This window comes from Pseudomonas sp. UBA1879, from assembly GCF_002338065.1.
GTDB lineage: Bacteria > Pseudomonadota > Gammaproteobacteria > Pseudomonadales > Pseudomonadaceae > Aquipseudomonas.
In genome coordinates, this window is sequence record NZ_DDHJ01000004.1 from 437,622 (window position 1) to 459,934 (window position 22,313).

Here is a 22,313-nt window from a genome sequence, read left to right on the forward strand (position 1 = left end):
ATGACGGAAAAAAGTGCTTTTTCTTCAGGCGCTTAGGCACTGCGCGCCCCTCAGTCGCTCATGCAAGGGCAGGCCAGACGCGCTTATCAGCCTGATTGCCACGCCATTTCTTCTGACCCGAATTCTGTTCATTGGAACCGTCGGGCGTGTCAGACGGTGACGCGAGTGAGATACTGCGACACCGTTTTCCTACGACCGCACGACATGCCGCAGCGCAAAATCATCCATATCGACTGTGACTGCTTCTATGCCGCCATAGAGATGCGCGACGATCCCAATCTCGCAGGCAAACCGCTGGCCGTGGGTGGTTCGGCGGACCGGCGCGGCGTCATCGCGACCTGTAACTACGAGGCGCGGGCGTATGGTGTGCGTTCTGCCATGTCGTCACGTCACGCCGTGTCGCTGTGCCCGGACCTGACCATCGTCAAGCCGCGCATGGAAGCTTATAAAGAAGCCTCCAAGGAAATCCATACGATCTTTCGCGACTACACCGATCTGATCGAGCCTTTGTCGCTGGACGAGGCCTATCTGGATGTTTCCGACTGCAGCCACTTTGCGGGCAGTGCGACCCGGATAGCCCAAGACATTCGCCGGCGCGTCTCCAATCAATTGCACATCACCGTTTCTGCAGGCGTCGCGCCCAACAAGTTCTTGGCCAAAATTGCCAGCGATTGGCGTAAGCCCAACGGGCTGTTCGTGATCACGCCGGATCAGGTCGAGGATTTCGTCGCTGAGCTGCCGGTGTCCAAGCTGCATGGCGTCGGCAAGGTCACCGCGGACAAGCTGGGGCGGCAGGGGATTGTCAGCTGCGCAGACCTGCGAGGCTGGAGCAAGCTGGCACTGGCCCGTGAGTTCGGCTCGTTCGGCGAACGTCTGTGGAACCTGGCCCATGGCATCGACGAGCGTCCGGTGCAGAATGACAGTCGTCGTCAATCAGTCAGTGTGGAAAACACCTACGACACCGATCTGCCAGATCTGGCCAGTTGCCTGGAAAAACTCCCGGCATTGCTGGAAACCCTCGATGGGCGCATCGCGCGGATGGATACGCTGTATCGGCCCGGCAAGCCCTTCGTGAAAGTGAAGTTCCACGACTTCACCCAGACGACCCTTGAGCAGGCGGGGGCGGGCAGGGACCTGGGAAGTTACGAGCAATTGCTCGCCTTGGCATTCGCCCGTGGAGGAAAGCCCGTGCGACTACTCGGAATAGGCGTGCGCCTGCATGATCTGCGCGGCGCTCATGAACAGCTTCAGCTATTTAGCTGAAGGGTCGTTCAGTCGCTACCCGCGGGCACCGCGACCAGCCGCCCGGCGTCTCTGGCCAGCGCGCGCAGAAACTCATGCTGCAGCTGCGGATCGTTACGGGTCATCTCGATCAATGACTGCTCAAGATCGCTGGCCTCTTCTTCCAGGCCCAGTTCCGACAGGCGCTTGACCCGATGTACCCACTGGCTCACTTCGTCGTCTTCCAGGTCGTCGTAGATCAGGCCATGGGCTTCGATGAGTTTGCCGCGCAACGATTTGCTCAAAGGGAGAACGGCAACGGCTTGCACGTTTGACGGGTCGTCCTGAACCTTCAGCCCCAGCTGAGTCACACGACTGAGGTCCTGCTCGGCAAACGGACTGTCCAGCAGATTGATACGCAGCACGCCGTTCCGGTCCGTGGTCAGTTCGTTGGTATCTTTCCCCGACTTGATCTCTACCGGACTCTCGCTCCAGGGCAAGCTGGTGTGTTCGACCCGATGATCACGCTGAACCTCGTCGATGCCCGCCAGATTTTGTTGGGCTCGCCCGTGGGAGGGCGCATTCATGAACGGGTTGATGCCGGCGATGCCGTAACTGAGCCAGTCTTTCGTCACGCTGTCTGGAAGGCTGCCAAATGTCAGGACGTTCACGACGTTCGCGCCCACTCCCGCAACGACTGCTACAGCCCCCAGCGGAATTTCATAGATTTCACGCCAAGGCTGATAGGGGGTATAGCGGTCGTAATGACGGGTGACGTCATATTCGGTGATATCGAAGGTTTTCAGCTCGTAAATGCGGATGCGACGCTGCGGCAAGTCGAGAATCTTGGGTTCACCCACGTCGATCTGAAAGCTGTGATCGAGGAGTTTTCGGTCGATGCGCTCTTCGTGTTCGCTGCGTTGAGACAGATGGTTGGCGCAACCGCTGACGAGCAGGCTGCCGCACAAAGCAGCGCCCGCGAGGCGTGTGGAACTTCGCTTGAACATGAGATCTCTTGGTGCAGTGAGGCGTTACTGATGAGCGAAGGCGCGCCCGGGGATGCGGGCGCGCCTGGCACTCAGCGGTTGATCCGCCCTTTGATGTAGGACAGCACGTCAGCAACTGGCAAGGCCTGGGCTTCAGACTCGGTTCGGCTCTTGTATTCCAGATTGCCTTCAGCCAGGCCGCGGTCACTGACCACAATGCGATGCGGAATGCCGATCAATTCCATGTCCGCGAACTTGATGCCGGGGCTGGTTTTCTTGTCACGGTCATCCAGCAAGACGTCAAAGCCCGCCGCCGTCAATTCGCCGTACAGCTTGTCGGTGGCTTCGCGAACCGCATCGGTTTCGTAACGCAATGGCACCAGTGCGATCTGGAAAGGCGCCAAGGCGTCACTCCAGATAATGCCGTTCTCGTCGTTGTTCTGCTCGATGGCGGCAGCCACCACGCGAGACACACCAATGCCGTAGCAACCCATGGCCAGTGTCACAGGCTTGCCGTTTTCTCCCAGCACCTGGCACTTCATCGCTTCGCTGTACTTCGTGCCCAGCTGGAAAATGTGTCCGACTTCGATGCCGCGTTTGATGATCAGCGTGCCTTTACCATCAGGGCTCGGATCGCCTTCGACGACATTGCGCAGGTCGGCCACTTCCGGAACAGGCAGATCACGCTCCCAGTTGACGCCGAAATAGTGTTTGTCATCGATGTTCGCGCCGATGCCGAAATCGCTCATCAGCTCGACCGAGCGGTCGATGATGCAAGGCAGTGGCAGGTTCAACGGGCCGAGCGAGCCAGCCCCCGCGCCGATGGCATCACGCAATTCAGCCTCGCTGGCCATGACCAGCGGGTTGGCCACGAGCGGATGGTTCGCGGCCTTGATCTCGTTGAGTTCGTGGTCGCCACGGACGATCAGCGCAATCAGTTTGCCTTCTTCAGCTGCATGAACCACCAGCGTCTTCACGGTTTTTTCGATGGCCAGGCCGAATTGCTCGACCAGCGCAGCGATGGTCTTTGCGTTCGGTGTGTCAACCAGACGCAGTTCCTCAGTAGCGGCCCCTCGGGATGTTTCCCGTGGAATAGCCTCGGCCTTCTCGATGTTGGCCGCATAGTCGGAACTGTCGCTGAACACGATGTCGTCTTCACCGGACTCTGCAAGTACATGGAACTCATGCGAACCGGCGCCGCCGATCGAGCCGTTGTCGGCGACCACGGGGCGGAATTTCAAACCCAGGCGGGTGAACACGTTGCTGTACGCCTGGTGCATGCGATCGTAGGTTTCCTGCAGGGAATCCTGAGTCGCATGGAACGAATAGGCGTCTTTCATGATGAACTCGCGGCCGCGCATCAAACCGAAGCGTGGGCGGATTTCATCACGGAATTTGGTCTGGATCTGGTACATGTTGATCGGCAGCTGTTTATAGCTACTCAACTCGTTGCGCGCCAGATCGGTGATGACTTCTTCGTGGGTCGGCCCTGCGCAGAAATCCCGGTCGTGACGGTCTTTCAGGCGCAGCAGCTCGGGGCCGTATTGCTCCCAACGGCCGGATTCCTGCCACAGTTCGGCTGGCTGGATGCCGGGCATGAGGACTTCCAGCGCTCCGGCGGCGTTCATTTCTTCACGAACGACTGTCTCAACTTTGCGCAATACACGCAGACCCATGGGCAGCCAGGTGTAGAGACCCGAGGCAAGCTTGCGAATCATGCCTGCACGAAGCATCAGCTGATGGCTGATCACAACCGCATCGTTCGGCGTTTCTTTTTGAGTTGCGAGCAAATATTGACTGGTACGCATGGTCGTCCGTTGTCGGTTGCTGTGACTGGGAAATGACCTGGCATTGTACGGGGCGGATACGGTCGAGTACAGGGCGGGGAGGGCAGCAAGGCGGGTAGGATCTGGGCTTTCATTAAAATGAAAAAGCCCGGCGCTAGGCCGGGCTTTCATACAGCGACTGTCAGACAGTTCTATTACAGAACCGAAATCGGGTAGTCGACGATCAGACGGAACTCGTTGACATCGCCTTCGCCCTCGTCCGTGTTGGCGCGGTGGAACGCTTGACGGATGCGGAACGACAGGTCTTTGGCCGGGCCGGTCTGTACGACGTACTTGGCCTCGACGTTGGTCTCGTGGTGGCTACCGTCAGCACCGTACAGACCCGTGTAGGTGCTGTTCGATGGAGTGTGAGTGCCATCAATGTCAGTACCGCTGACGTAACGCGCCATGAAGCTCAGGCCTGGCACACCGTATGGTGCCATGTTCAGGTCGTAGCGAGCTTGCCAGGATTTTTCACCTGGGGCGTTGAAGTCAGAGTATTGAATCGAGTTCGCCAGGAAGATCGAGTCGCCACCGCGGTTGTTGTCGCCGATACCGATGTAGTCGAATGGGGTATCGCCGTTAACTTTCTGGAAGGCCAGAGTCAAGGTATGTGCAGCCAGGAACGAGTAAGCCGCAGACAGCGAGTAGGCGTTGTTGCTGATGTCGCCTGCTTTTTTGCTGCCAGTGTCCTGGGTGTTGTAGTAGTTGAAGTCGAAGGCCAGGGATTGGTCATCGGTCAACGGCAGTGCGTAGTTCACGTTGCCGTAGTACTGATTCCACACGTCTTCCAGTTTGTTGTAGTAGAAACCAACGCCCAGGTTGTCGGTGACAGCATACTTACCGCCGCCGTAAGTGGCGGATTTGGAAGTGACGCCGGCATAAGTCGCCCAGATTTCACCATCACGGTTGGTTTCGTCCTGGCTGGTGCCGGAGTAGAAACGACCTGCTTCAACGTCGAGACCTTTGATCTCACTGCTCTGCAAGGTGATACCGCTTGCAGTTTGTGGCAACAGGCGAGAACCGCCTACTGCGAACACAGGGTTCTGCGGCTGCATGTCGCCGATTTTCAGTTCGGTTTTCGAGACGCGGAATTTAACCGCTGCACCGGCTTTGCCGAAGCTGTCTTCGTTGCGACCCTGGCTGTCAGTCACCAGGTTGCCCGAACCGGAGTACTTGTCGGAGCCGTCCAGCTTGAAGCCAGCGTAACCGAATGCATCGATACCCACACCGATCAGACCTTGGGTGTAACCGGAGCTGAAGTTGCCCCAGAAACCTTGAGTCCAGTCCTTGTCGTCAACAGCACCATTCATTTTGTCGCGGTTGTAGTAGTAGTTGCGGGCTTTGACGTCCAGCTTGCTACCTTCTACAAAACCAGTGGCTTCAGACTGGTCGCTTACGAATGCCGCAGCCGATGCCAATTGGGTGCTGGCCGCAGTAACTGCCAGTGCGATTGCGCTCCACTTCATCACTCTCATCGTGACTTTGCTCCTTTGGTTTTAAGAAGAGTACTGCCGTCCACCTGTTTTTTTATCTGGGCGGCTCTTTCTTTTTGGTGTCGGCGAAACTTATAGCACGCTGACATTATTGGCGATAGTTACCGACCTATCCTTTCAATTTCTTTACGGCCATGTCGCAAAACAGCTCTGTCCATGTCGCTACTGAACAGCTCCTTATCTCTAAGACGTACAACTACTGCGGTACTTTCCGATGGTCGGGTTACGTATCCGTTGCGACCTTCACCCCCCTCATCCAAGCCCCCAGAAGCCTGTTCGCCATTTTTTCCTTGACCGCTGAAGCGCGTGTTGAACGCTAGATTTTTGGTCCTGTGGGTGACAAAGCAACAACCGTGCTCAAAGTTCCGCACAACGTGAAAAAAACGTTGAGAGAACCCTGGTTACCTTCGAAATGCGTCCTAAGTCCATGTTTCTAAACGCTAAAAAAATTCTGAAAATTTCCGCTTGTGCGGCGCAAGTACATGAGGTTAGCGCTTCTAAATGTCACTGACGTTACCTGTTACCGCCAGAATGTGGGTAAACGGCGGATAGGGCTGTCAGAAAAATCCGCGCGGTGAGTCGTTTTGGTGCATGTCAGGTGTTTTTTGCCTGTGTTTGGTACGGTCGTCTGCAAAGCGTAGGGTTGCTTGACCAGGACGTTAAGACCCCAAGCGAGGCTAGTTAGTCAAGCGATTGAATTGCAAGGTCTGGCCGATCGTCGCTCAAGCCTGCATAGGCTGTGTTTTCGTCGTGAAAACCGCATCATCCCGGTGCGGGTCAGTGTAAGTCGTTCGATTCTGGTGCGTGTAGCAAAGGGCGCTGTTGCTGACTCTGAATCAACAGTACATGCGCAAAATGGCGCGTATGCTCACGCTGGCGTGATTCCGCGGTTATTCCCGAGTATCCTGCTTAGCATTGACGAGTCGTATCACTTGTTACCCTTTAGTTCGACAGCCAAATCGGCCATCAGGAGTTCAAGCGTGTTTGTTCTGGATCAACGTTTATTGCAGGACACATTGCCCGTAGGGGATTTTCCCCTGTGTCGGCTGCTTCTGTCGAACGATTCGCAATATCCCTGGTTCATACTGGTGCCGCGCAAGGCTGATGTTAGTGAAGTCTTTCAGTTGTCGGATGACGAACAGTTGCAGTTGTGGAAAGAGACCACCTCGTTATCCCGGACGCTTCAGCAGGTGTTCGAGGCTGACAAAATGAATGTCGCTGCGCTGGGGAACGTCGTCAGCCAGCTGCATATGCACGTCATCGTTCGCCGCAGGGGCGACATCGCATGGCCTGCGCCTGTCTGGGGCAAGCACCCCGCAGTCGCGTATACGGCCGACGAGGCGCTCGACGTAATCGGTCGGTTAAAAGCCGCGCTCGCAACTGATCTTACTTTTGTGGAGGTGGCGAATGACGCTTGAAGACCGGGTAACGGATCTTGAGACACGCCTGGCTTTTCAGGACGACACCATTCAGGCCCTCAACGATGTGCTGGTCGCCCAGCAGCGGAGTCTGGAACGCATGCAGCTGCAAATGGCGGCGTTGATCAAGCGGCAAGAGGAGATGGGTGGGCAGTTCGAGGCATTCGAAGAAGAATCACCACCCCCTCATTATTAAGCGAAAAAAAACCGCGCCCTGGAGCGCGGTTTTTTTTGGGGGGGACTAACGGCGGGGCAGCGCAGCGATGACGTCTTCTGCTTGCAAGCCTTTGTCGCGGTTCATCACCGAAAACTCCACGCGCTGACCCTCGACCAGTACGCGATGGCCTTCACCGCGGATGGCTCGAAAATGCACGAAAATATCGTCGCCAGAGTCACGGGAGATGAAGCCGAAGCCTTTGGAGGTGTTGAACCACTTAACCGTGCCGGTATCACGCTGGCCCAGTTCATGTGGCTGTGGCGATGCAGACGGTGAGGACTTATAGAAGCTGACCCCAAGGTGGATGGCGACTGCAACGACCAGTGCCAGAAGGCTGACCAGCACGGCCGGTTGCCCTGCGATGGTTTCCAGCGGAACAAGCAACGTCAGGATTTGCAGCACCACCGCCAGCACCAGCAATGCGCTGACCAGATTTTGCAGTTGATGACGTGGACCTTTGTTCCAGTAGGGGATCACCGGCGCGACGATGAGGTTGATCAAGCCAAACAGGGCCAGGTACAACGCTTCGGGATGGGACAGGTAAGAAGACAACGCTTCACTACGCAGGCTAGGTATGAATGAAAGCAGCAGGGCAGCTGCGCCCGTTAGCAAGTGGACTATTTTCAACATTTTGATGACTCACATTTAAGAAGGATCACGATAAGAGGCTGTTGACTGTCGGTACGCTTCGGAGAAAAAGGAGGCGTGATGCACGAAGGCCAACTCAGCCTGTGCGCTACAGCCTGATGGCTTGTCAGTAGCGGCACCTCCGTATTTAACAGCAAAGCGCAGAGCTACTCAAATCAAGCGCTTAGCGCCGCTGATCGCGGAAGATGATGGCTATTTGTCTCCGAATCGCCGTCGCAGGTCAGAGGCCCGATTCAGAGGCGTCTACAGCGGCGGATGCGGTCGTTCAGCGATTCACCCACTTGGGCTAGCCGTGTTGCGCCGATAAGGCTGCGCCGTTGCTCGGGTCTTGTTAGAGTGGTCGACAGGTTTTTTGAAGCGATCATCATATAAAGAGGACGTAGCATGGCAATCGATATTGGCATCAGTGAAGAAGACCGCAAGTCCATTGTGGACGGTCTTTCCCGCCTGCTGGCAGATACCTATGTGCTGTATCTGAAAACCCATAACTTCCACTGGAACGTCACCGGTCCAATGTTTCGCACCCTGCACCTGATGTTCGAGGAGCAGTACAACGAGCTGGCGCTGGCGGTGGACCTGATCGCAGAACGCATTCGTGCGCTGGGCTTTCCTGCACCAGGCACCTATTCGACGTATGCCCGCCTGTCCTCGATCAAAGAGGAAGAAGGTGTGCCTTCTGCGGAGGACATGATTCGCTCATTGGTAAGCGGTCAAGAAGCCGTTACGCGCACTGCTCGTGGGATCTTTCCGCTTTTGGACAAGGTAAGCGATGAGCCTACCGCCGATTTGCTGACCCAGCGTATGCAAGTGCACGAAAAAACTGCGTGGATGCTGCGTGCAATGCTCGACGAAAAATAACTGCAGTGATTCATGAGCGGCGTATCTTGCCGCTCATGCCCTCCTCAGCCTTTTAGTCCCCCAATCAATTGACGGTTTTGAACCTGCAAATATCTGCGTGAGTGTATATGCGGATGATTTTGCAGCTGAAACGTTTAAGTTATTCTTGACTCGCTATTTTTCAGGAATTTTACGGAAGTGCTATGACGTCCTCGGCGTCGTTAAAAAATACATATGTAACACCTAATTTCTTGCGAGCTGTTTCCTGAGTTTTGACCTCCAATTTTCTCCTTCTATTTGTGGTGATCTCCTACGTTTCCTGAGTGCTCCTTCTGCTGGCGAACCCCCCGTGAATAGGGCTTGATAGGCACGTCATTTATTTGAGTTCAAATGTTTCTATCGTTGCGCTCGAAACTGCATCAAGGGGAAATCCATGAGTCAAAATGCCGCAAGGGAGGTACACGATGTCTACCGATGTTTTAAAATTCCAAACGATCCTTTCGTCGAGGATTTCAATATGGATCTGGCGCAGCCGCAGTCTCGCTCCGTGAGGCTTAACGGTCTTGCCACCTGTTTGCGTCTGGAGGGGGTGTACTGGAATATCTTGTCTGAGATTGCCCACTGCAACAGCTGCTCGATCAATGCCGTGTTGTCACATGTCGATCGGGAAGTTCATCTGCGATACGGCGGCGTGAAGAATTTCAGTGGATTGATTCGCGTGGTGTGTGTGACGCATCTGTTGAAGGCCGAAGGCCTCCAGTTGTCGTCTGCCTGACGTACAGGGCACTCATTCTCCGCAGCCGCGCACTTGATGGGTGCGCCGGTTGCGACGGTCGTCCGGAGGCAGGAATAAACGTGCCCCGGACGACTTCTTGGTCTCTATCGGCCGGCGCGGCTGCACAGCCTTGATTAACCCTATATAATCCCCCGCCTCACTATGGAAGGCAGAGACAGACCGTCAGGTTGTACTGCATGCCAACGCTCCTGCACCATTGCCCATTGGCGACGGGCGAGAGCTCCACCGAATTCCGAATGACGAGAAGTGAATACACGATCATGATGCGCAGCCATTATTGCGGCCAACTGAACGAAAGCCTGGAAGGCCAGGAAATTACCCTTTGTGGATGGGTTCACCGTCGCCGTGACCACGGGGGGGTGATTTTCCTCGACATCCGCGATCGTGAAGGTCTGGCTCAAGTGGTCTTCGATCCTGATCGCGCTGATACCTTCGCTATCGCCGATCGCGTTCGCAGCGAATACGTCGTCAAGCTGACCGGCAAGGTCCGGGCCCGGCCAGCGGGTGCGGTCAACCCGAACATGGCCTCCGGCGCCATCGAAGTCCTGGGTTACGAGCTGGAAGTTCTGAACGAATCGGAAACCCCGCCGTTCCCGCTGAACGAGTACTCCGACGTCGGCGAAGAAACCCGTCTGCGTTATCGCTTCATCGATCTGCGTCGCCCCGAGATGGCCGAGAAGCTGCGCCTGCGCTCTCGCATCACCTCCAGCATTCGCGGCTTTCTGGACAGCAACGGCTTCCTGGACGTCGAAACCCCGATCCTGACCCGCGCCACGCCTGAAGGCGCGCGCGATTATCTGGTACCGAGCCGTACCCACGCGGGCAGTTTCTTCGCCCTGCCGCAGTCGCCTCAGTTGTTCAAGCAACTGCTGATGGTCGCTGGATTTGATCGCTACTACCAGATCGCCAAATGCTTCCGTGACGAAGACCTGCGTGCCGACCGTCAGCCTGAGTTCACTCAGATCGACATCGAAACCAGCTTCCTCAACGAAGCCGACATCATGGGCCTCACTGAGAGCATGATTCGCAAGCTGTTCAAAGAAGTGCTGGATCTTGAGTTCGGCGACTTCCCGCACATGACCTTCGAAGAGGCTATGCGCCGCTACGGCTCCGACAAACCTGACCTGCGCAACCCGCTGGAACTGGTGGACGTTGCCGATCAACTCAAAGATGTCGAATTCAAAGTCTTCAGCGGCCCTGCGAACGATCCGAAATGCCGCGTGACCGCACTGCGCGTTCCCGGTGCGGCGAGCATGCCGCGCAGCAAGATCGACGAGTACACCAAGTTCGTAGGCATCTACGGTGCCAAAGGCCTGGCGTACATCAAGGTCAACGAGCGAGCGAAGGGTGTTGAAGGCCTGCAATCGCCGATCGTTAAAAACATTCCTGAAGCCAACCTGAACGTGATTCTGGATCGCGTTGGCGCGGTCGATGGTGACATCGTGTTCTTCGGCGCCGACAAATTCAAAATCGTCAGCGAAGCGTTGGGTGCGCTGCGTATCAAGCTGGGTCACGACCTGAATCTGCTGACCTGCGAGTGGGCGCCGATGTGGGTCGTTGATTTCCCGATGTTCGAAGAGAACGAAGACGGCAGCTTCACTGCGTTGCATCACCCATTCACTGCGCCGAAATGCTCGCCTGAAGAGCTGGAAGCCAACCCGGCGACCGCGCTTTCCCGCGCGTATGACATGGTGCTCAATGGTACCGAGTTGGGCGGCGGTTCGATCCGTATCCACCGCAAGGAAATGCAGCAAGCGGTCTTCCGTCTGCTGGGCATCTCCGAAGACGAGCAGCAGGAGAAGTTCGGCTTCCTGCTCGACGCATTGAAATACGGTGCGCCGCCTCACGGTGGTCTGGCCTTCGGCCTGGACCGTCTGGTGATGCTGATGACCGGCGCTCAGTCGATTCGTGAAGTCATCGCCTTCCCGAAAACACAGAGTGCTGCAGACGTCATGACCCAGGCACCAGGCGTCGTCGATGCCAAGGCCTTGCGCGAGCTGCACATTCGTTTGCGCGAAACACCCAAGGCGGAATAAGCGAAAGGGCAGGGCGGATCGTATCCGTTTCGCCCTGAAGCCCTGGCCCTTGATGGGCACAGAATCGAGTAAAGCGCTGCCGTTCGGGTAATCGAGCGGCAGCGTGCGTTTTCAAGGTTTGGAGCGTGTTATGGCTGGTCATTCCAAGTGGGCGAACATCAAGCACCGCAAAGAGCGTCAGGATGCCAAAAGAGGCAAGATCTTCACTAAGTGGATTCGTGAACTGACCGTTGCGGCCCGCCAGGGCGGTGGTGAGCCGGGTTCCAATCCGCGTCTGCGTCTGGCCCTGGACAAGGCGCTGAGCGCCAACATGAGCCGTGACATCATTGACCGCGCAATTGCGCGGGGTGCTGGCGCGACTGAAGCGGACAATGTCGAAGAGTTGACCTATGAAGGTTACGGGCCGGGCGGCGTCGCGGTGATGGTCGAGTGCATGACTGACAACCGCAATCGTACCGCCGCTGCCGTGCGTCACGCGTTCAGCAAGTGTGGCGGTAACCTGGGGACCGACGGTTCGGTGGCGTATCTGTTCGAGCGCAAGGGCCAGATCAGTTTCGCGCCAGGTGTCGACGAGGACGCTTTGACCGAAGCAGCCCTGGAAGCCGATGCCGATGATGTCGTGAGCCATGACGACGGCTCGATTGACGTGTTCACTTCGTTTACAGGCTTTTATGCCGTGCGCAACGCCTTGGAAGCTGCGGGCTTCAAGGGCGACGATGCGGAAATCGTCATGCAGCCAACGACCAGTGCAGAACTCGACTTGGACGGCGCCGAGAAAGTCCTCAAGATGATCGATATGCTCGAGGATCTGGACGACGTCCAGAACGTCTACTCCAACGCGGATATCCCGAACGAGGTAATGGAGCAGCTTGGCTGAGCCTCACCTTCGTCGGGTCATGAGGCCGGAGGCACGAAGCGTTGACTCGATCATCGCTATCGGCCTCCGGTTTCTGCCTTTATGCTGCGTTCAATCGTGCGCATCACTCCTCAAGCAGCAGGCGTTATGACTCTCATTTTAGGTATCGACCCCGGTTCGCGAATCACCGGCTTCGGTGTGGTGCGCGATACAGGCCGTGGCTGTGAATACGTGGCCTCCGGGTGTATTCGTACCGGCAGTGGTCTGCTGTATGAACGGCTTCAAATTGTTTACCGGGGTGTACGCGAGGTGATCCAGACGTACGGTCCCGTCACCATGGGCATCGAGAAGGTCTTCATGGCTCGCAATGCCGATTCGGCGCTCAAACTCGGGCAGGCTCGGGGCGCGGCGATTGTTGCGGCGGCTGAGGAGACGCTGGAGATCGCCGAGTACACCGCCACGCAAGTCAAGCAGGCCGTGGCAGGGACGGGTGGAGCGAACAAAGACCAAGTGATGATGATGGTCATGCATTTGCTGAAACTGACGCAAAAACCCCAGGTGGACGCTTCGGACGCGCTGGCCATCGCCCTATGCCATGCGCACACCCGCTCCAGCCTGATTCCACATGGTCTGAATACCGCGCGCAGTCGGGGTGGTCGTCTGCGTCTCTGATAGCATCATTCGCTTATATATTTTCACTTGCAGCTCACGTGAGTCCTGCAAACATGGCGACCGGGGTTTTCCCCGTTCCTCGTAGTGTCGGGCGACTGGAAAGGATTTGAAACGTGATTGGACGTTTGCGCGGTGCGTTGGTTGAAAAGCAGCCTCCGCACCTGCTACTCGATGTCGGCGGGGTGGGCTACGAAGTCGAAGTCCCGATGACGACCCTTTATCGCTTGCCGCACTTGGGCGAGACCGTGACGCTGCACACGCATCTGGTGGTCAGGGAAGATGCCCACTTGCTGTTCGGCTTTTACGAAAAGCGCGACCGCGAGATGTTTCGCGAGCTGATTCGTTTGAACGGGGTGGGCCCTAAGCTGGCGTTGGCCTTGATGTCGACGCTGGAGGTCGATGAACTGGTACGTTGCGTCCAGGCTCAGGACACCTCGGCGTTGACCCGCGTACCCGGGGTCGGCAAAAAGACCGCAGAGCGGCTGCTCGTTGAACTCAAAGACCGCTTCAAGGCTTGGGATGCATTGCCGGGCACGTTCGCGCTGGTGTCCGAAGGTCCGGGAGCTCCGCCTGTCGTGGCCACTGCCGAGTCGGACGCCATCAGTGCTCTGGTGTCGCTGGGCTACAAACCTCAAGAAGCCAGCAAAGCGATAACCGCCATCAAAGACAAGAATCTGAGCAGTGAAGACCTGATTCGCCGCGCACTCAAGGGGATGCTGTAAGTGATCGAAGCCGACCGCCTGATCGCCGCCACTGGCCGCGACCGTGACGAGCAACTGGATCGCGCCATCCGGCCACTCAGCCTGGCCGATTACATTGGTCAGCCCACCGTGCGCGAGCAAATGGAACTGTTCATTCAAGCAGCCCGGGGGCGTAATGAAGCGCTGGACCATACGCTGATCTTTGGCCCCCCTGGTCTGGGTAAAACCACGCTGGCCAATATCATCGCCCAGGAAATGTCGGTCTCGATCAAAAGCACATCGGGCCCGGTCCTCGAAAGGCCGGGCGACCTCGCGGCGATCCTCACCAACCTCGAACCTCATGACGTGCTGTTCATCGACGAAATCCACCGTCTCTCACCCATCGTCGAAGAGGTGTTGTACCCGGCGATGGAAGATTTTCAGCTGGACATCATGATCGGGGAAGGTCCCGCAGCGCGATCGATCAAGCTTGATCTCCCACCTTTCACCCTGGTTGGTGCAACGACCCGCGCAGGCATGCTGACCAATCCGCTGCGTGACCGTTTCGGGATCGTGCAGCGCCTTGAGTTCTACAGCACGGCAGACCTGGCTACGATCGTCTCGCGCTCGGCCGGTATCCTTGGTCTGCACATCGAAGACGAAGGGGCGTTCGAAATCGCTCGTCGTGCCCGGGGGACGCCTCGCATCGCTAACCGACTGCTGCGCCGGGTCCGGGATTTCGCCGAAGTGCGTGCTCAAGGGCAAATCACAAAGGCCATCGCCGATCTCGCGTTGAACCTGCTGGACGTCGATGAGCGTGGTTTCGATCATCAGGACCGGCGTCTGCTACTTACCATGATCGAGAAATTCGATGGGGGACCCGTCGGCGTCGACAACCTTGCCGCCGCCATCAGCGAAGAAAGACACACTATCGAGGATGTGCTGGAGCCCTATTTGATTCAGCAAGGCTATATGATGCGCACGCCTCGCGGTCGCATGGTCACTCGACACGCCTATCTGCACTTTGGCCTGAACATCCCTTCGAGAATGGGTGAGCGGTCAATTCCCGACGAGCTGGCTGACGATGTCGACGAATAAATGCGCTACCGACCGATTTATTCCGGTATTTGGTGGTCAGACGGGCAGTCGCGGCAATGTGCCTTGTGTCTGCTGATGAAAATCGATGAAAAACAGTTGCCTGGCCGGATTGGCAACCCAGGGAGTAAGCACTAGAGTATGCGCGCGCAAAACGGGGGGCAGTCGTTCGCACATCGCTGTCGCGTTTATTACGAGGACACCGACGCGGGTGGCATCGTTTACTACGTCAACTACCTGAAATTCATGGAACGGGCTCGAACCGAGCGGTTGCGGGCATTGGGCTTTGCCCAGTCTGCGATGGCAGGTGACGAGAACCTGTTGTTTGTCGTGCATTCCAGTGAGGCGCGTTATCACAAACCCGCCCGGCTGGACGACGAACTCCTGGTCAGCGCCGAAGTGATCGAATTGAACCGTGCCAGCCTGCGCTTTCACCAGCATGTCAGGCGGGCTGCGGATGATGTGCTGCTCTGCGAAGGGCAGTTTTTAGTGGCGTGTGTACGCGCCGATAGTTTGAGACCCCGGGCCATTCCCGAAACTCTGCGCGCGGCCTTCGCCGGTCAGAGCGGCGCGGGCACACATTCAGAGCAGGAGATACAGCGTGGAAGCTAACGTCGTCGACCATACCTCCATGTGGAGTTTGGTCAGCAATGCCAGCGTGGTCGTTCAGTTGGTGATGCTGATCCTGGTGGCTGCATCGGTCACTTCGTGGATCATGATTTTTCAACGCAGCTCCATGCTGCGCGCGGGGCGTCGTGCGCTTGACAGCTTCGAGGAACGTTTCTGGTCAGGCATCGACCTGTCCAAGTTATACCGTCAGGCGGGTAGCAACCCTGATCCTGATTCGGGCGTCGAGCAAATCTTCCGCGCTGGTTTCAAAGAATTCTCGCGCTTGCGCCAACAGCCTGGCGTCGATCCTGATGCCGTGATGGAAGGTGTGGCCCGTGCCATGCGCGTCGCGATTTCCCGTGAAGAAGAAAAACTCGAGCAGAGCCTGCCATTCCTGGCGACCGTGGGCTCTACCAGCCCGTATGTCGGTCTCTTCGGCACCGTCTGGGGGATCATGAACTCCTTCCGCGGCTTGGCCACTGCACAGCAAGCCACTCTGGCCACCGTCGCGCCGGGTATTGCCGAAGCGCTGATCGCGACTGCCATTGGCCTTTTCGCGGCAATTCCTGCAGTAATCGCCTACAACCGTTTCGCCGCTCGCGGCGAGAACCTGATCGGCCGTTACTACACATTCGCCGACGAGTTCCAGGCCATCCTGCACCGTAAAGTGCACACCAGCGAAGACTAAGCAGGTATTACACAATGGCTTTAATCGCTCGCGGTCGACGCAGCAAACGCAGGCCGGTCGCCGAAATGAACGTGGTGCCCTACATCGACGTGATGTTGGTACTGCTGGTCATTTTCATGGTGACGGCTCCAATGATTAACCAGGGCGTGAAAGTCGATCTGCCCAAGGTCTCCAGCGAGGCCTTGCCGCAGGACAACAACAATCAGGTCCTGACCATTTCGATCAAGGCTGACAAGACCTATTACTGGAACCTTGGCAGCGAAGTCGATACCGACAAGCAGATGGACAAGGCCATGACCTTGCCGCAATTGACCAGCGCCGTGACCAAGATCATTGCGGCGGGTCGTGACGCTGGCAAGCAAACCCAAGTCTTCATCCGCGGCGACAAATCCGTCGACTACGGTGCTGTCATGGGCACGATGGGCGGGCTGCAGAAAGCCGGTGTCGGGAACGTTGGTCTGATTACCGAGGCGCCCTGATGCAGCCAATTCGAGAGCCGACAGCCTCGGAAAGCTACTTCTGGCCCTCAGTCTGGGCTGTGGCGCTGCACGTCCTGATTTTTGGTCTGTTGTTCGTCAGCTTCGCGATGACGCCGGAGTTGCCTGAAGCGAAACCCATCGTTCAGGCCACGCTGTATCAGCTCAAGTCGAAAAGTCAGGCCACGACCCAGACCAACCAGAAGCTTGCTGGCGAGGCGAAGAAGTCCGCTGCGCGACAAACTGAAGTCGAGCAGATGGAGCAGAAAAAAGTTGAGCAAGAGGCGATAAAGGCGGCGGAACAAAAGAAAGCCGATGCCGCTCAAAAAGCCGAAGAACAAAAGGCTGAGGAAGCGAAGAAAGCGGAAGAGGCCAAAAAAGCCGATGACGCGAAGAAAGCCGAAGCCAAAAAAGCGGACGATGCGAAGAAAGCAGCTGAAGAGAAACAATTGGCTGATATAGCCAAGAAAAAAGCTGAAGACGACGCGAAGAAGAAAGCAGAGGAAGACGCCAAGCGCGCGGCCGCGGAAGAAGCCAAGAAACAGGCTGCCGAGGACGCGAAGAAGCAGGCAGCTGAGGATGCGAAGAAAAAGGCCGCCGAAGACGCGAAGAAAAAAGCGGCTGAGGATGCCAAAAAGAAAGCTGCTGACGACGCGAAGAAGAAGGCCCAGGACGCTGCCCGTAAATCAGCGGAAGAGAAGAAGGCGCAAGCATTGGCTGACTTGCTCTCCGACAAGCCGGAGCGCCAACAGGCGCTGGCCGATGAGAAGGGTGATGAAGTCGCTGGGAGCTTCGATGACTTGATCCGTTCGCGAGCTGCCGAAGGTTGGGCACGTCCACCTTCAGCGCGCAAGGGCATGACAGTCGTGTTGCAGATCGCCATGCTGCCGGACGGTACGATCACCTCGGTGACCGTGAGTAAGTCCAGCGGCGACGGTCCCTTCGACAGCTCGGCAGTAGCAGCGGTCAAGAACATTGGTCGTTTGACAGAGATGCAGGGGCTGAAACCTTCGGATTTCGCGCCTTACCGTTCATTCAAGATGACATTCACACCTGAGGATCTAGCCTTGTGATTAACCTTCTTCGAGGATTGCTTGTCGTGCTTTGCTGCGCAGCAGGTTTCGCCGCTGCCGACGAAAAGAACATTCTGGTTACAAGCGGCAGTGACCGCGCTACACCTATTGCGGTCGTGCCTTTTGGCCTGCAGGGCGGCAGCGTTTTGCCTGAAGACATGGCTCAGATCATCAGCAATGACTTGCTGAATTCGGGCTATTACTCGCCCATTCCAAAGGAAAACATGATCAGCCAGCCGAGCCAGGCAAGCGAAGTCATCTTCCGGGACTGGAAGGCTCTGGGCGCTCAGTACGTCATGGTCGGCAGCATTTCGCCTGCCGGCGGCCGTCTGCAGGTCCAGTACGCGCTGTTCAACGTTGCGACCGAGCAACAGGTGCTTACCGGTAATGTGTCGGGCACGACTGATCAGCTCCGTGACATGGCGCATTACATTTCCGATCAGTCATTCGAAAAACTGACCGGCATCAAGGGCGCGTTTTCGACCCGCATGCTGTACGTCACGGCCGAGCGTTTCGCGGCTAACAATACCCGCTACACGCTGCAACGCTCGGACTACGACGGCGCCCGTGCAGTGACGTTGCTGCAGTCCCGTGAGCCGATCCTGTCGCCGCGCTTCGCGCCGGATGGCAAGCGTATCGCCTACGTGTCGTTCGAGCAGAAGCGCCCGCGCATCTTCGTTCAACACATCGACACCGGCCGCCGTGAGCAGATCACAAACTTCGAAGGTCTGAACGGCGCACCTGCATGGTCCCCGGATGGCAGCAAGCTTGCGATGGTGTTGTCGAAAGACGGTAACCCCGAAATCTATGTGATGAATCTGGCGTCTCGTCAGCTTTCGCGTGTCACCAATGATTCGTCCATCGATACCGAACCTTTCTTTGGTAAAGACGGCTCTACTCTTTATTTCACGTCCGATCGCGGCGGCAAGCCACAGATCTATAAAACGAGCATTAATGGCGGTGGCGCAGAACGCGTTACTTTCATCGGCAACTACAACGCTAACCCTAAATTGTCGGCCGATGAGAAAACGCTGGTCATGATCCATCGTCAAGATGGTTTCACTAACTTCAAGGTAGCGGCTCAGGATTTGCAGCGCGGTAGCGTAAAAATCCTCACAGACAGCAACCTTGATGAGTCGCCTACTGTTGCGCCCAACGGCACCATGGTAATCTACGCCACCCGCCAGCAGGGCCGGGGAGTCTTGATGCTCGTGTCCATCAATGGACGCGTAAGGCTCCCGCTTCCTACCGCACAAGGCGAAGTCAGAGAACCTTCCTGGTCCCCTTACCTGAACTGACGCGGCGCTTTACGTTTTACTTAACACACTGGGGTTCATTAGGAGTTTCACGATGGAAATGCTGAAGTTTGGTAAATTTGCTGCACTGGCTCTGGCCATGGCTGTAGCTGTAGGTTGCTCGTCCAAAGGCGGCGACAATGCCGGTCAAGGCGCTGCTGTAGATCCAAACGCTGGCTACGGCGCTAACACTGGTGCTGTTGACGGCAGCCTGAGCGAAGAAGCTGCTCTGCGCGCGATCACCACTTTCTACTTCGAATACGACAGTTCTGACCTGAAACCAGAAGCCATGCGCGCTCTGGACGTTCACGCGAAGGACCTGAAAGCTAACGGCGCTCGCGTTGTTCTGGAAGGTAATACTGACGAACGCGGTACTCGCGAATACAACCTGGCACTGGGCGAGCGTCGTGCGAAAGCCGTTCAACGCTACCTGGTTCTGCAAGGCGTATCGCCAGCACAGCTGGAAATCGTGTCCTACGGTGAAGAGCGTCCAGTTGCTACCGGCAACGACGAGCAATCCTGGGCTCAAAACCGTCGCGTCGAACTGCGTAAGTAATTTGACATGCGAACGTGCCGCCGTGCTTTAACCGTTTTGGCTCTCACCCTCCCTCTTACAGCGATGGGTGCGGTTCCTGTGGTCGATGACAACTCTGGCTCTGCTGGTAGCAGTTATCCGCCATCGGGTTATGGTACGGCGGGCGCCTACGCCGGAGGTGGGGCCACGGCCCAGCCTTCGGCGCAAGGTCAGCTGTTCATGCAGTTGCAACAAATGCAGGATGAAATATCGCGCTTGCGCGGAATCGTCGAAGTCCAGCAAAACGACATTCAGCAGATGAAGCAAGAAGCGCTGGATCGTTACAAGGATCTCGACTCTCGTATCGGAGCTGGCGGCGCACCTGCTGCTCCAGCTGCCAATAATTCAGCTTCCGACGGTGGCGTTAACGCCGGCGGAGCCTCCGCTGCCTCTGCTGGTGCAGCTGCTGCCCAGGCATCTCAGACCAGCACGGAACCGGGTGATCCCGCGAAAGAAAAGCTCTACTACGATGCTGCTTTCGATCTGATCAAGGCTAAAGATTTCGATAAGGCCAGCCAGGCGTTCGCTGCTTTTTTGCGTAAATACCCCAACAGTCAATACGCGGGCAACGCTCAGTATTGGTTGGGAGAAGTGAATCTGGCCAAAGGTGATCTACAAGGTGCTGGTCAGGCTTTCGCCAAAGTCAGTCAGCTTTATCCGAAGCATGCCAAGGTGCCTGATTCTCTCTACAAGCTCGCTGATGTAGAGCGCCGCCTCGGTCATACCGATAAGGTCAAAGGTATTCTCCAGCAGGTTGTCGCTCAGTACCCTGGGACATCCGCTGCGCAATTGGCTCAGCGCGATCTTCAACGCCTCTGATACCCAATGCTTGACCTTGTATTCAAGAAAGCCGCGCGTTGCGCGGCTTTTTTCGTTAGAATCTCGCACCCGAAATTCCGGTATTGATTACGCTTCTGTGGATTCTGCTAGCGCAGGGTGTACGGAAGTGCCTGACGGAGGCGGATGGCCTGTTTAGCCGTTACGCCCGTGGCCCCTATGCAAGACACATTACGCATCACCGAAGTTTTTTACTCGTTGCAGGGTGAAACGCGCACGGCAGGCTTGCCTACCGTTTTTGTGCGCCTCACCGGATGTCCCCTTCGTTGTGGCTATTGCGACAGCGAATACGCCTTCAGCGGCGGCACGATCCAGACTCTTGATTCGCTCATGGACCAGGTTGCCAGCTACCGTCCGCGCTACGTCTGCGTGACCGGGGGCGAGCCGTTGGCGCAACCCAATGCCATCCCGCTTCTTCAGCGGTTGTGCGACGCCGGTTATGAGGTTTCTCTGGAAACCAGCGGCGCCCTGGACATCTCCAAGGTGGACCCTCGCGTCAGCCGCGTGGTCGATCTGAAAACGCCCGGCTCGAAAGAAGTCGCGCGCAACCGTTACGAAAACATCGCGCTCTTGACGCCTAATGACCAGATCAAATTCGTCATCTGCTCGCGGGAAGACTACGACTGGGCGGTCTCGAAGATCATCCAATACGGTCTCGAGCGCCGCGCCGGGGAAGTGCTGTTTTCTCCGGTGCACCGCGACTTGAACGTCCGAGACCTGGCCGACTGGATCGTCGCCGATAACCTACCAGTGCGCCTGCAATTGCAGCTTCACAAAATTCTCTGGGACGATGAGCCGGGACGCTGACATGAGTGAACACACAATGACTGAAAAACGAGCGGTGATTCTGCTGTCGGGTGGCCTGGATTCGGCCACGGTGGTTGCGATGGCAAAGGCCGACGGTTTTACCTGTTACACCATGAGTTTCGATTACGGCCAGCGCCACCGCGCCGAGCTCCAAGCGGCGGAGCGTGTCGCCAAAGATCTGGGTGTGGTCGAACACAAGGTGATCGGCCTTGACTTGAATGGCATTGGCGGCTCGGCCCTTACCGACAGCAGCATCGCAGTGCCGGAAACACCGGGCCAAGGCATCCCGGTCACCTACGTACCTGCGCGCAACACGGTGTTTCTGTCGTTGGCGTTGGGCTGGGCTGAAGTGCTGGGCGCGCGCGACATCTTCATTGGCGTCAACGCGGTCGACTACTCAGGCTATCCTGATTGCCGCCCTGAGTTCGTCGAGTCCTTTGAACGCATGGCCAACCTCGCGACCAAGGCTGGCGTAGAAGGCCAGGGCTTCACGATTCAGGCGCCGTTGCAGATGCTGAGCAAGGCCGACATCGTGAAAGCCGGAACACGCTTGGGCGTCGACTATGGGCTGACTGTTTCCTGTTATCAGGCCGACGATCAAGGCCGTGCTTGCGGCAAATGCGACAGCTGCCGCCTGCGCGCTGAAGGCTTCGCGGCAGCTGGCGTTGCCGATCCCACGCGTTATTTTTAATTTTTTTGATGGAGGGTGTTGAATTACTGAGAAAAATCAGTAATATACGCGCCACCACGAAGCGGGTCGTTAGCTCAGTTGGTAGAGCAGTTGGCTTTTAACCAATTGGTCGTAGGTTCGAATCCTACACGACCCACCATCTTCAAAACCCGAGAGGTCCACGTAAGTGTGAATTCTCGGGTTTTTTTTCGCCTGAACGAAAGTGGGGCTAAGGTCTGGAGGCAGATTGAAGCATTCGCCGAGGTGCAGACATGCAGCCGTCTGAGGCGAACCTTAGTTTCACGATGTCGTGATGTCAATATTGATCAGGCGGCTCACTCGGACGAACACGCAGCTCTTTGTCAACGAAAGTGGCCGGTTCGGGGCGAAAAATTGGTAAGGCTGGGCTAGACGAAATGTTCTGCAAGCCCGGACCGGAGGCGTTGGTGATTTGCTTACTGTCTTGCAGGCGCTGCGTCAGCGCCTGAGATTCGGGATGA

Annotated in this window: 23 protein-coding genes, 1 tRNA gene and 1 pseudogene; 20 read left to right on the plus strand and 5 right to left on the minus strand. The window is 56.9% G+C overall.

The features are described from left to right. Positions 1-204 precede the first annotated feature (204 nt). Positions 205-1,263: a DNA polymerase IV gene (gene dinB / locus B3N48_RS05110; protein WP_296180269.1), complete on the plus strand. Its 1,059-nt coding sequence runs from the start codon at positions 205-207 to the stop codon at positions 1,261-1,263. 8 nt (positions 1,264-1,271) lie between these two features. Here the strand turns inward: dinB and B3N48_RS05115 are convergent, their stop codons facing one another. The 3 genes from B3N48_RS05115 to B3N48_RS05125 all read right to left on the minus strand — a co-directional run bounded on the left by B3N48_RS05115 (position 1,272) and on the right by B3N48_RS05125 (position 5,511). After that, the gene (locus B3N48_RS05115) at positions 1,272-2,228 is read right to left on the minus strand and encodes a hypothetical protein (RefSeq protein WP_296180271.1); all 957 of its coding nucleotides are present in this window, start codon (positions 2,226-2,228) and stop codon (positions 1,272-1,274) included. 71 nt (positions 2,229-2,299) lie between these two features. Next, the gene (locus tag B3N48_RS05120) at positions 2,300-4,015 is read right to left on the minus strand and encodes a proline--tRNA ligase (RefSeq protein WP_296180274.1); all 1,716 of its coding nucleotides are present in this window, start codon (positions 4,013-4,015) and stop codon (positions 2,300-2,302) included. A gap of 173 nt (positions 4,016-4,188) precedes the next feature. Beyond that, complete coding sequence (locus B3N48_RS05125; RefSeq protein ID WP_296180276.1) at positions 4,189-5,511, minus strand: OprD family porin; 1,323 nt, start codon at positions 5,509-5,511, stop codon at positions 4,189-4,191. Positions 5,512-6,509: 998 nt separating this feature from the next. Here B3N48_RS05125 and B3N48_RS05130 point away from each other — a divergent pair. Beyond that, positions 6,510-6,947 (plus strand): HIT family protein, encoded by a 438-nt coding sequence (locus B3N48_RS05130; RefSeq protein ID WP_296180278.1) that lies wholly within the window; start codon positions 6,510-6,512, stop codon positions 6,945-6,947. Then, a complete protein-coding gene (locus B3N48_RS05135; RefSeq protein ID WP_296180280.1) occupies positions 6,937-7,143 on the plus strand; it encodes a SlyX family protein in 207 nt (68 codons plus the stop codon). The genes B3N48_RS05130 and B3N48_RS05135 overlap by 11 nt, the downstream gene beginning before the upstream one ends. 45 nt (positions 7,144-7,188) lie before the next feature. Here the strand turns inward: B3N48_RS05135 and B3N48_RS26805 are convergent, their stop codons facing one another. Continuing rightward, positions 7,189-7,410 carry a cold shock domain-containing protein gene (locus tag B3N48_RS26805; protein WP_218568412.1) on the minus strand — a complete coding sequence of 74 codons (222 nt, stop codon included), beginning with the start codon at positions 7,408-7,410 and terminating at the stop codon, positions 7,189-7,191. A 108-nt stretch (positions 7,411-7,518) separates the two neighbouring features. Continuing rightward, positions 7,519-7,794: pseudogene (locus B3N48_RS26810) on the minus strand (cold shock domain-containing protein membrane protein); the annotation flags it as partial. Between the two features lie 402 nt (positions 7,795-8,196). On the opposite strand from B3N48_RS26810, the gene B3N48_RS05145 reads away from it, so the two are divergent. From B3N48_RS05145 to B3N48_RS05225, 17 genes are all read left to right on the plus strand, one after another. Next, entirely contained in the window at positions 8,197-8,670 is a 474-nt protein-coding gene (locus B3N48_RS05145; RefSeq protein WP_296180284.1) for a Dps family protein, read from the plus strand. 412 nt (positions 8,671-9,082) lie between these two features. Beyond that, on the plus strand, positions 9,083-9,424 hold the full coding sequence (locus tag B3N48_RS05150; protein WP_296180286.1) for a ribbon-helix-helix domain-containing protein: 342 nt from the start codon (positions 9,083-9,085) through the stop codon (positions 9,422-9,424). A gap of 281 nt (positions 9,425-9,705) precedes the next feature. Further along, positions 9,706-11,481 carry an aspartate--tRNA ligase gene (gene aspS, locus B3N48_RS05155; RefSeq protein WP_296181599.1) on the plus strand — a complete coding sequence of 592 codons (1,776 nt, stop codon included), beginning with the start codon at positions 9,706-9,708 and terminating at the stop codon, positions 11,479-11,481. Between the two features lie 130 nt (positions 11,482-11,611). After that, complete coding sequence (locus tag B3N48_RS05160; protein ID WP_296180287.1) at positions 11,612-12,358, plus strand: YebC/PmpR family DNA-binding transcriptional regulator; 747 nt, start codon at positions 11,612-11,614, stop codon at positions 12,356-12,358. Between the two features lie 126 nt (positions 12,359-12,484). Next, positions 12,485-13,009, plus strand: coding sequence for a crossover junction endodeoxyribonuclease RuvC (gene ruvC / locus B3N48_RS05165; RefSeq protein WP_296180289.1), 525 nt, complete (start codon positions 12,485-12,487; stop codon positions 13,007-13,009). 113 nt (positions 13,010-13,122) lie between these two features. Continuing rightward, the gene (gene ruvA / locus B3N48_RS05170) at positions 13,123-13,731 is read left to right on the plus strand and encodes a Holliday junction branch migration protein RuvA (RefSeq protein WP_296180291.1); all 609 of its coding nucleotides are present in this window, start codon (positions 13,123-13,125) and stop codon (positions 13,729-13,731) included. Next, positions 13,732-14,787, plus strand: coding sequence for a Holliday junction branch migration DNA helicase RuvB (gene ruvB / locus B3N48_RS05175; RefSeq protein WP_296180292.1), 1,056 nt, complete (start codon positions 13,732-13,734; stop codon positions 14,785-14,787). A gap of 138 nt (positions 14,788-14,925) precedes the next feature. Continuing rightward, positions 14,926-15,396, plus strand: coding sequence for a tol-pal system-associated acyl-CoA thioesterase (ybgC, locus tag B3N48_RS05180; protein ID WP_296180295.1), 471 nt, complete (start codon positions 14,926-14,928; stop codon positions 15,394-15,396). Continuing rightward, entirely contained in the window at positions 15,386-16,081 is a 696-nt protein-coding gene (gene tolQ, locus B3N48_RS05185) for a protein TolQ (RefSeq protein WP_110947339.1), read from the plus strand. The genes ybgC and tolQ overlap by 11 nt, the downstream gene beginning before the upstream one ends. A 14-nt stretch (positions 16,082-16,095) precedes the next feature. Then, positions 16,096-16,560 (plus strand): protein TolR, encoded by a 465-nt coding sequence (gene tolR / locus B3N48_RS05190; protein WP_414704197.1) that lies wholly within the window; start codon positions 16,096-16,098, stop codon positions 16,558-16,560. Continuing rightward, on the plus strand, positions 16,560-17,630 hold the full coding sequence (tolA, locus tag B3N48_RS05195) for a cell envelope integrity protein TolA (protein ID WP_296180303.1): 1,071 nt from the start codon (positions 16,560-16,562) through the stop codon (positions 17,628-17,630). The genes tolR and tolA overlap by 1 nt, the downstream gene beginning before the upstream one ends. Further along, the gene (tolB, locus tag B3N48_RS05200) at positions 17,627-18,928 is read left to right on the plus strand and encodes a Tol-Pal system beta propeller repeat protein TolB (protein ID WP_296180305.1); all 1,302 of its coding nucleotides are present in this window, start codon (positions 17,627-17,629) and stop codon (positions 18,926-18,928) included. Before tolA ends, tolB begins: the two co-directional genes overlap by 4 nt. Positions 18,929-18,980: 52 nt before the next feature. Further along, a complete protein-coding gene (pal, locus tag B3N48_RS05205; protein ID WP_296180307.1) occupies positions 18,981-19,481 on the plus strand; it encodes a peptidoglycan-associated lipoprotein Pal in 501 nt (166 codons plus the stop codon). Positions 19,482-19,487: 6 nt separating this feature from the next. Then, positions 19,488-20,318, plus strand: a complete 831-nt coding sequence (gene ybgF, locus B3N48_RS05210; protein WP_296180309.1) for a tol-pal system protein YbgF — start codon at positions 19,488-19,490, stop codon at positions 20,316-20,318. Positions 20,319-20,495: 177 nt separating this feature from the next. Next, positions 20,496-21,143 carry a 7-carboxy-7-deazaguanine synthase QueE gene (gene queE, locus B3N48_RS05215; RefSeq protein ID WP_296180312.1) on the plus strand — a complete coding sequence of 216 codons (648 nt, stop codon included), beginning with the start codon at positions 20,496-20,498 and terminating at the stop codon, positions 21,141-21,143. Between the two features lie 16 nt (positions 21,144-21,159). Then, positions 21,160-21,834, plus strand: coding sequence for a 7-cyano-7-deazaguanine synthase QueC (gene queC, locus B3N48_RS05220; protein WP_296181604.1), 675 nt, complete (start codon positions 21,160-21,162; stop codon positions 21,832-21,834). A 63-nt stretch (positions 21,835-21,897) separates the two neighbouring features. Beyond that, positions 21,898-21,973, plus strand: a tRNA-Lys gene (locus B3N48_RS05225). Positions 21,974-22,313 lie beyond the last annotated feature (340 nt).

Excerpts from the sequence above, each read along its gene's own strand:
- queC (WP_296181604.1), top strand. The coding sequence starts at position 21,160 with ATGACTGAAAAACGAGCGGTGATTCTGCTGTCGGGTGGCCTGGATTCG.
- aspS (WP_296181599.1), top strand. The coding sequence starts at position 9,706 with ATGATGCGCAGCCATTATTGCGGCCAACTGAACGAAAGCCTGGAAGGC.
- B3N48_RS05150 (WP_296180286.1), top strand. The coding sequence starts at position 9,083 with ATGAGTCAAAATGCCGCAAGGGAGGTACACGATGTCTACCGATGTTTT.
- tolA (WP_296180303.1), top strand. The coding sequence starts at position 16,560 with ATGCAGCCAATTCGAGAGCCGACAGCCTCGGAAAGCTACTTCTGGCCC.
- B3N48_RS05115 (WP_296180271.1), bottom strand. The coding sequence starts at position 2,228 with ATGTTCAAGCGAAGTTCCACACGCCTCGCGGGCGCTGCTTTGTGCGGC.
- queE (WP_296180312.1), top strand. The coding sequence starts at position 20,496 with ATGCAAGACACATTACGCATCACCGAAGTTTTTTACTCGTTGCAGGGT.
- dinB (WP_296180269.1), top strand. The coding sequence starts at position 205 with ATGCCGCAGCGCAAAATCATCCATATCGACTGTGACTGCTTCTATGCC.
- B3N48_RS05160 (WP_296180287.1), top strand. The coding sequence starts at position 11,612 with ATGGCTGGTCATTCCAAGTGGGCGAACATCAAGCACCGCAAAGAGCGT.
- tolR (WP_414704197.1), top strand. The coding sequence starts at position 16,096 with ATGGCTTTAATCGCTCGCGGTCGACGCAGCAAACGCAGGCCGGTCGCC.
- B3N48_RS05120 (WP_296180274.1), bottom strand. The coding sequence starts at position 4,015 with ATGCGTACCAGTCAATATTTGCTCGCAACTCAAAAAGAAACGCCGAAC.
- ruvC (WP_296180289.1), top strand. The coding sequence starts at position 12,485 with ATGACTCTCATTTTAGGTATCGACCCCGGTTCGCGAATCACCGGCTTC.
- B3N48_RS05125 (WP_296180276.1), bottom strand. The coding sequence starts at position 5,511 with ATGAGAGTGATGAAGTGGAGCGCAATCGCACTGGCAGTTACTGCGGCC.
- B3N48_RS05135 (WP_296180280.1), top strand. The coding sequence starts at position 6,937 with ATGACGCTTGAAGACCGGGTAACGGATCTTGAGACACGCCTGGCTTTT.
- pal (WP_296180307.1), top strand. The coding sequence starts at position 18,981 with ATGGAAATGCTGAAGTTTGGTAAATTTGCTGCACTGGCTCTGGCCATG.
- ybgF (WP_296180309.1), top strand. The coding sequence starts at position 19,488 with ATGCGAACGTGCCGCCGTGCTTTAACCGTTTTGGCTCTCACCCTCCCT.
- B3N48_RS05145 (WP_296180284.1), top strand. The coding sequence starts at position 8,197 with ATGGCAATCGATATTGGCATCAGTGAAGAAGACCGCAAGTCCATTGTG.
- ybgC (WP_296180295.1), top strand. The coding sequence starts at position 14,926 with ATGCGCGCGCAAAACGGGGGGCAGTCGTTCGCACATCGCTGTCGCGTT.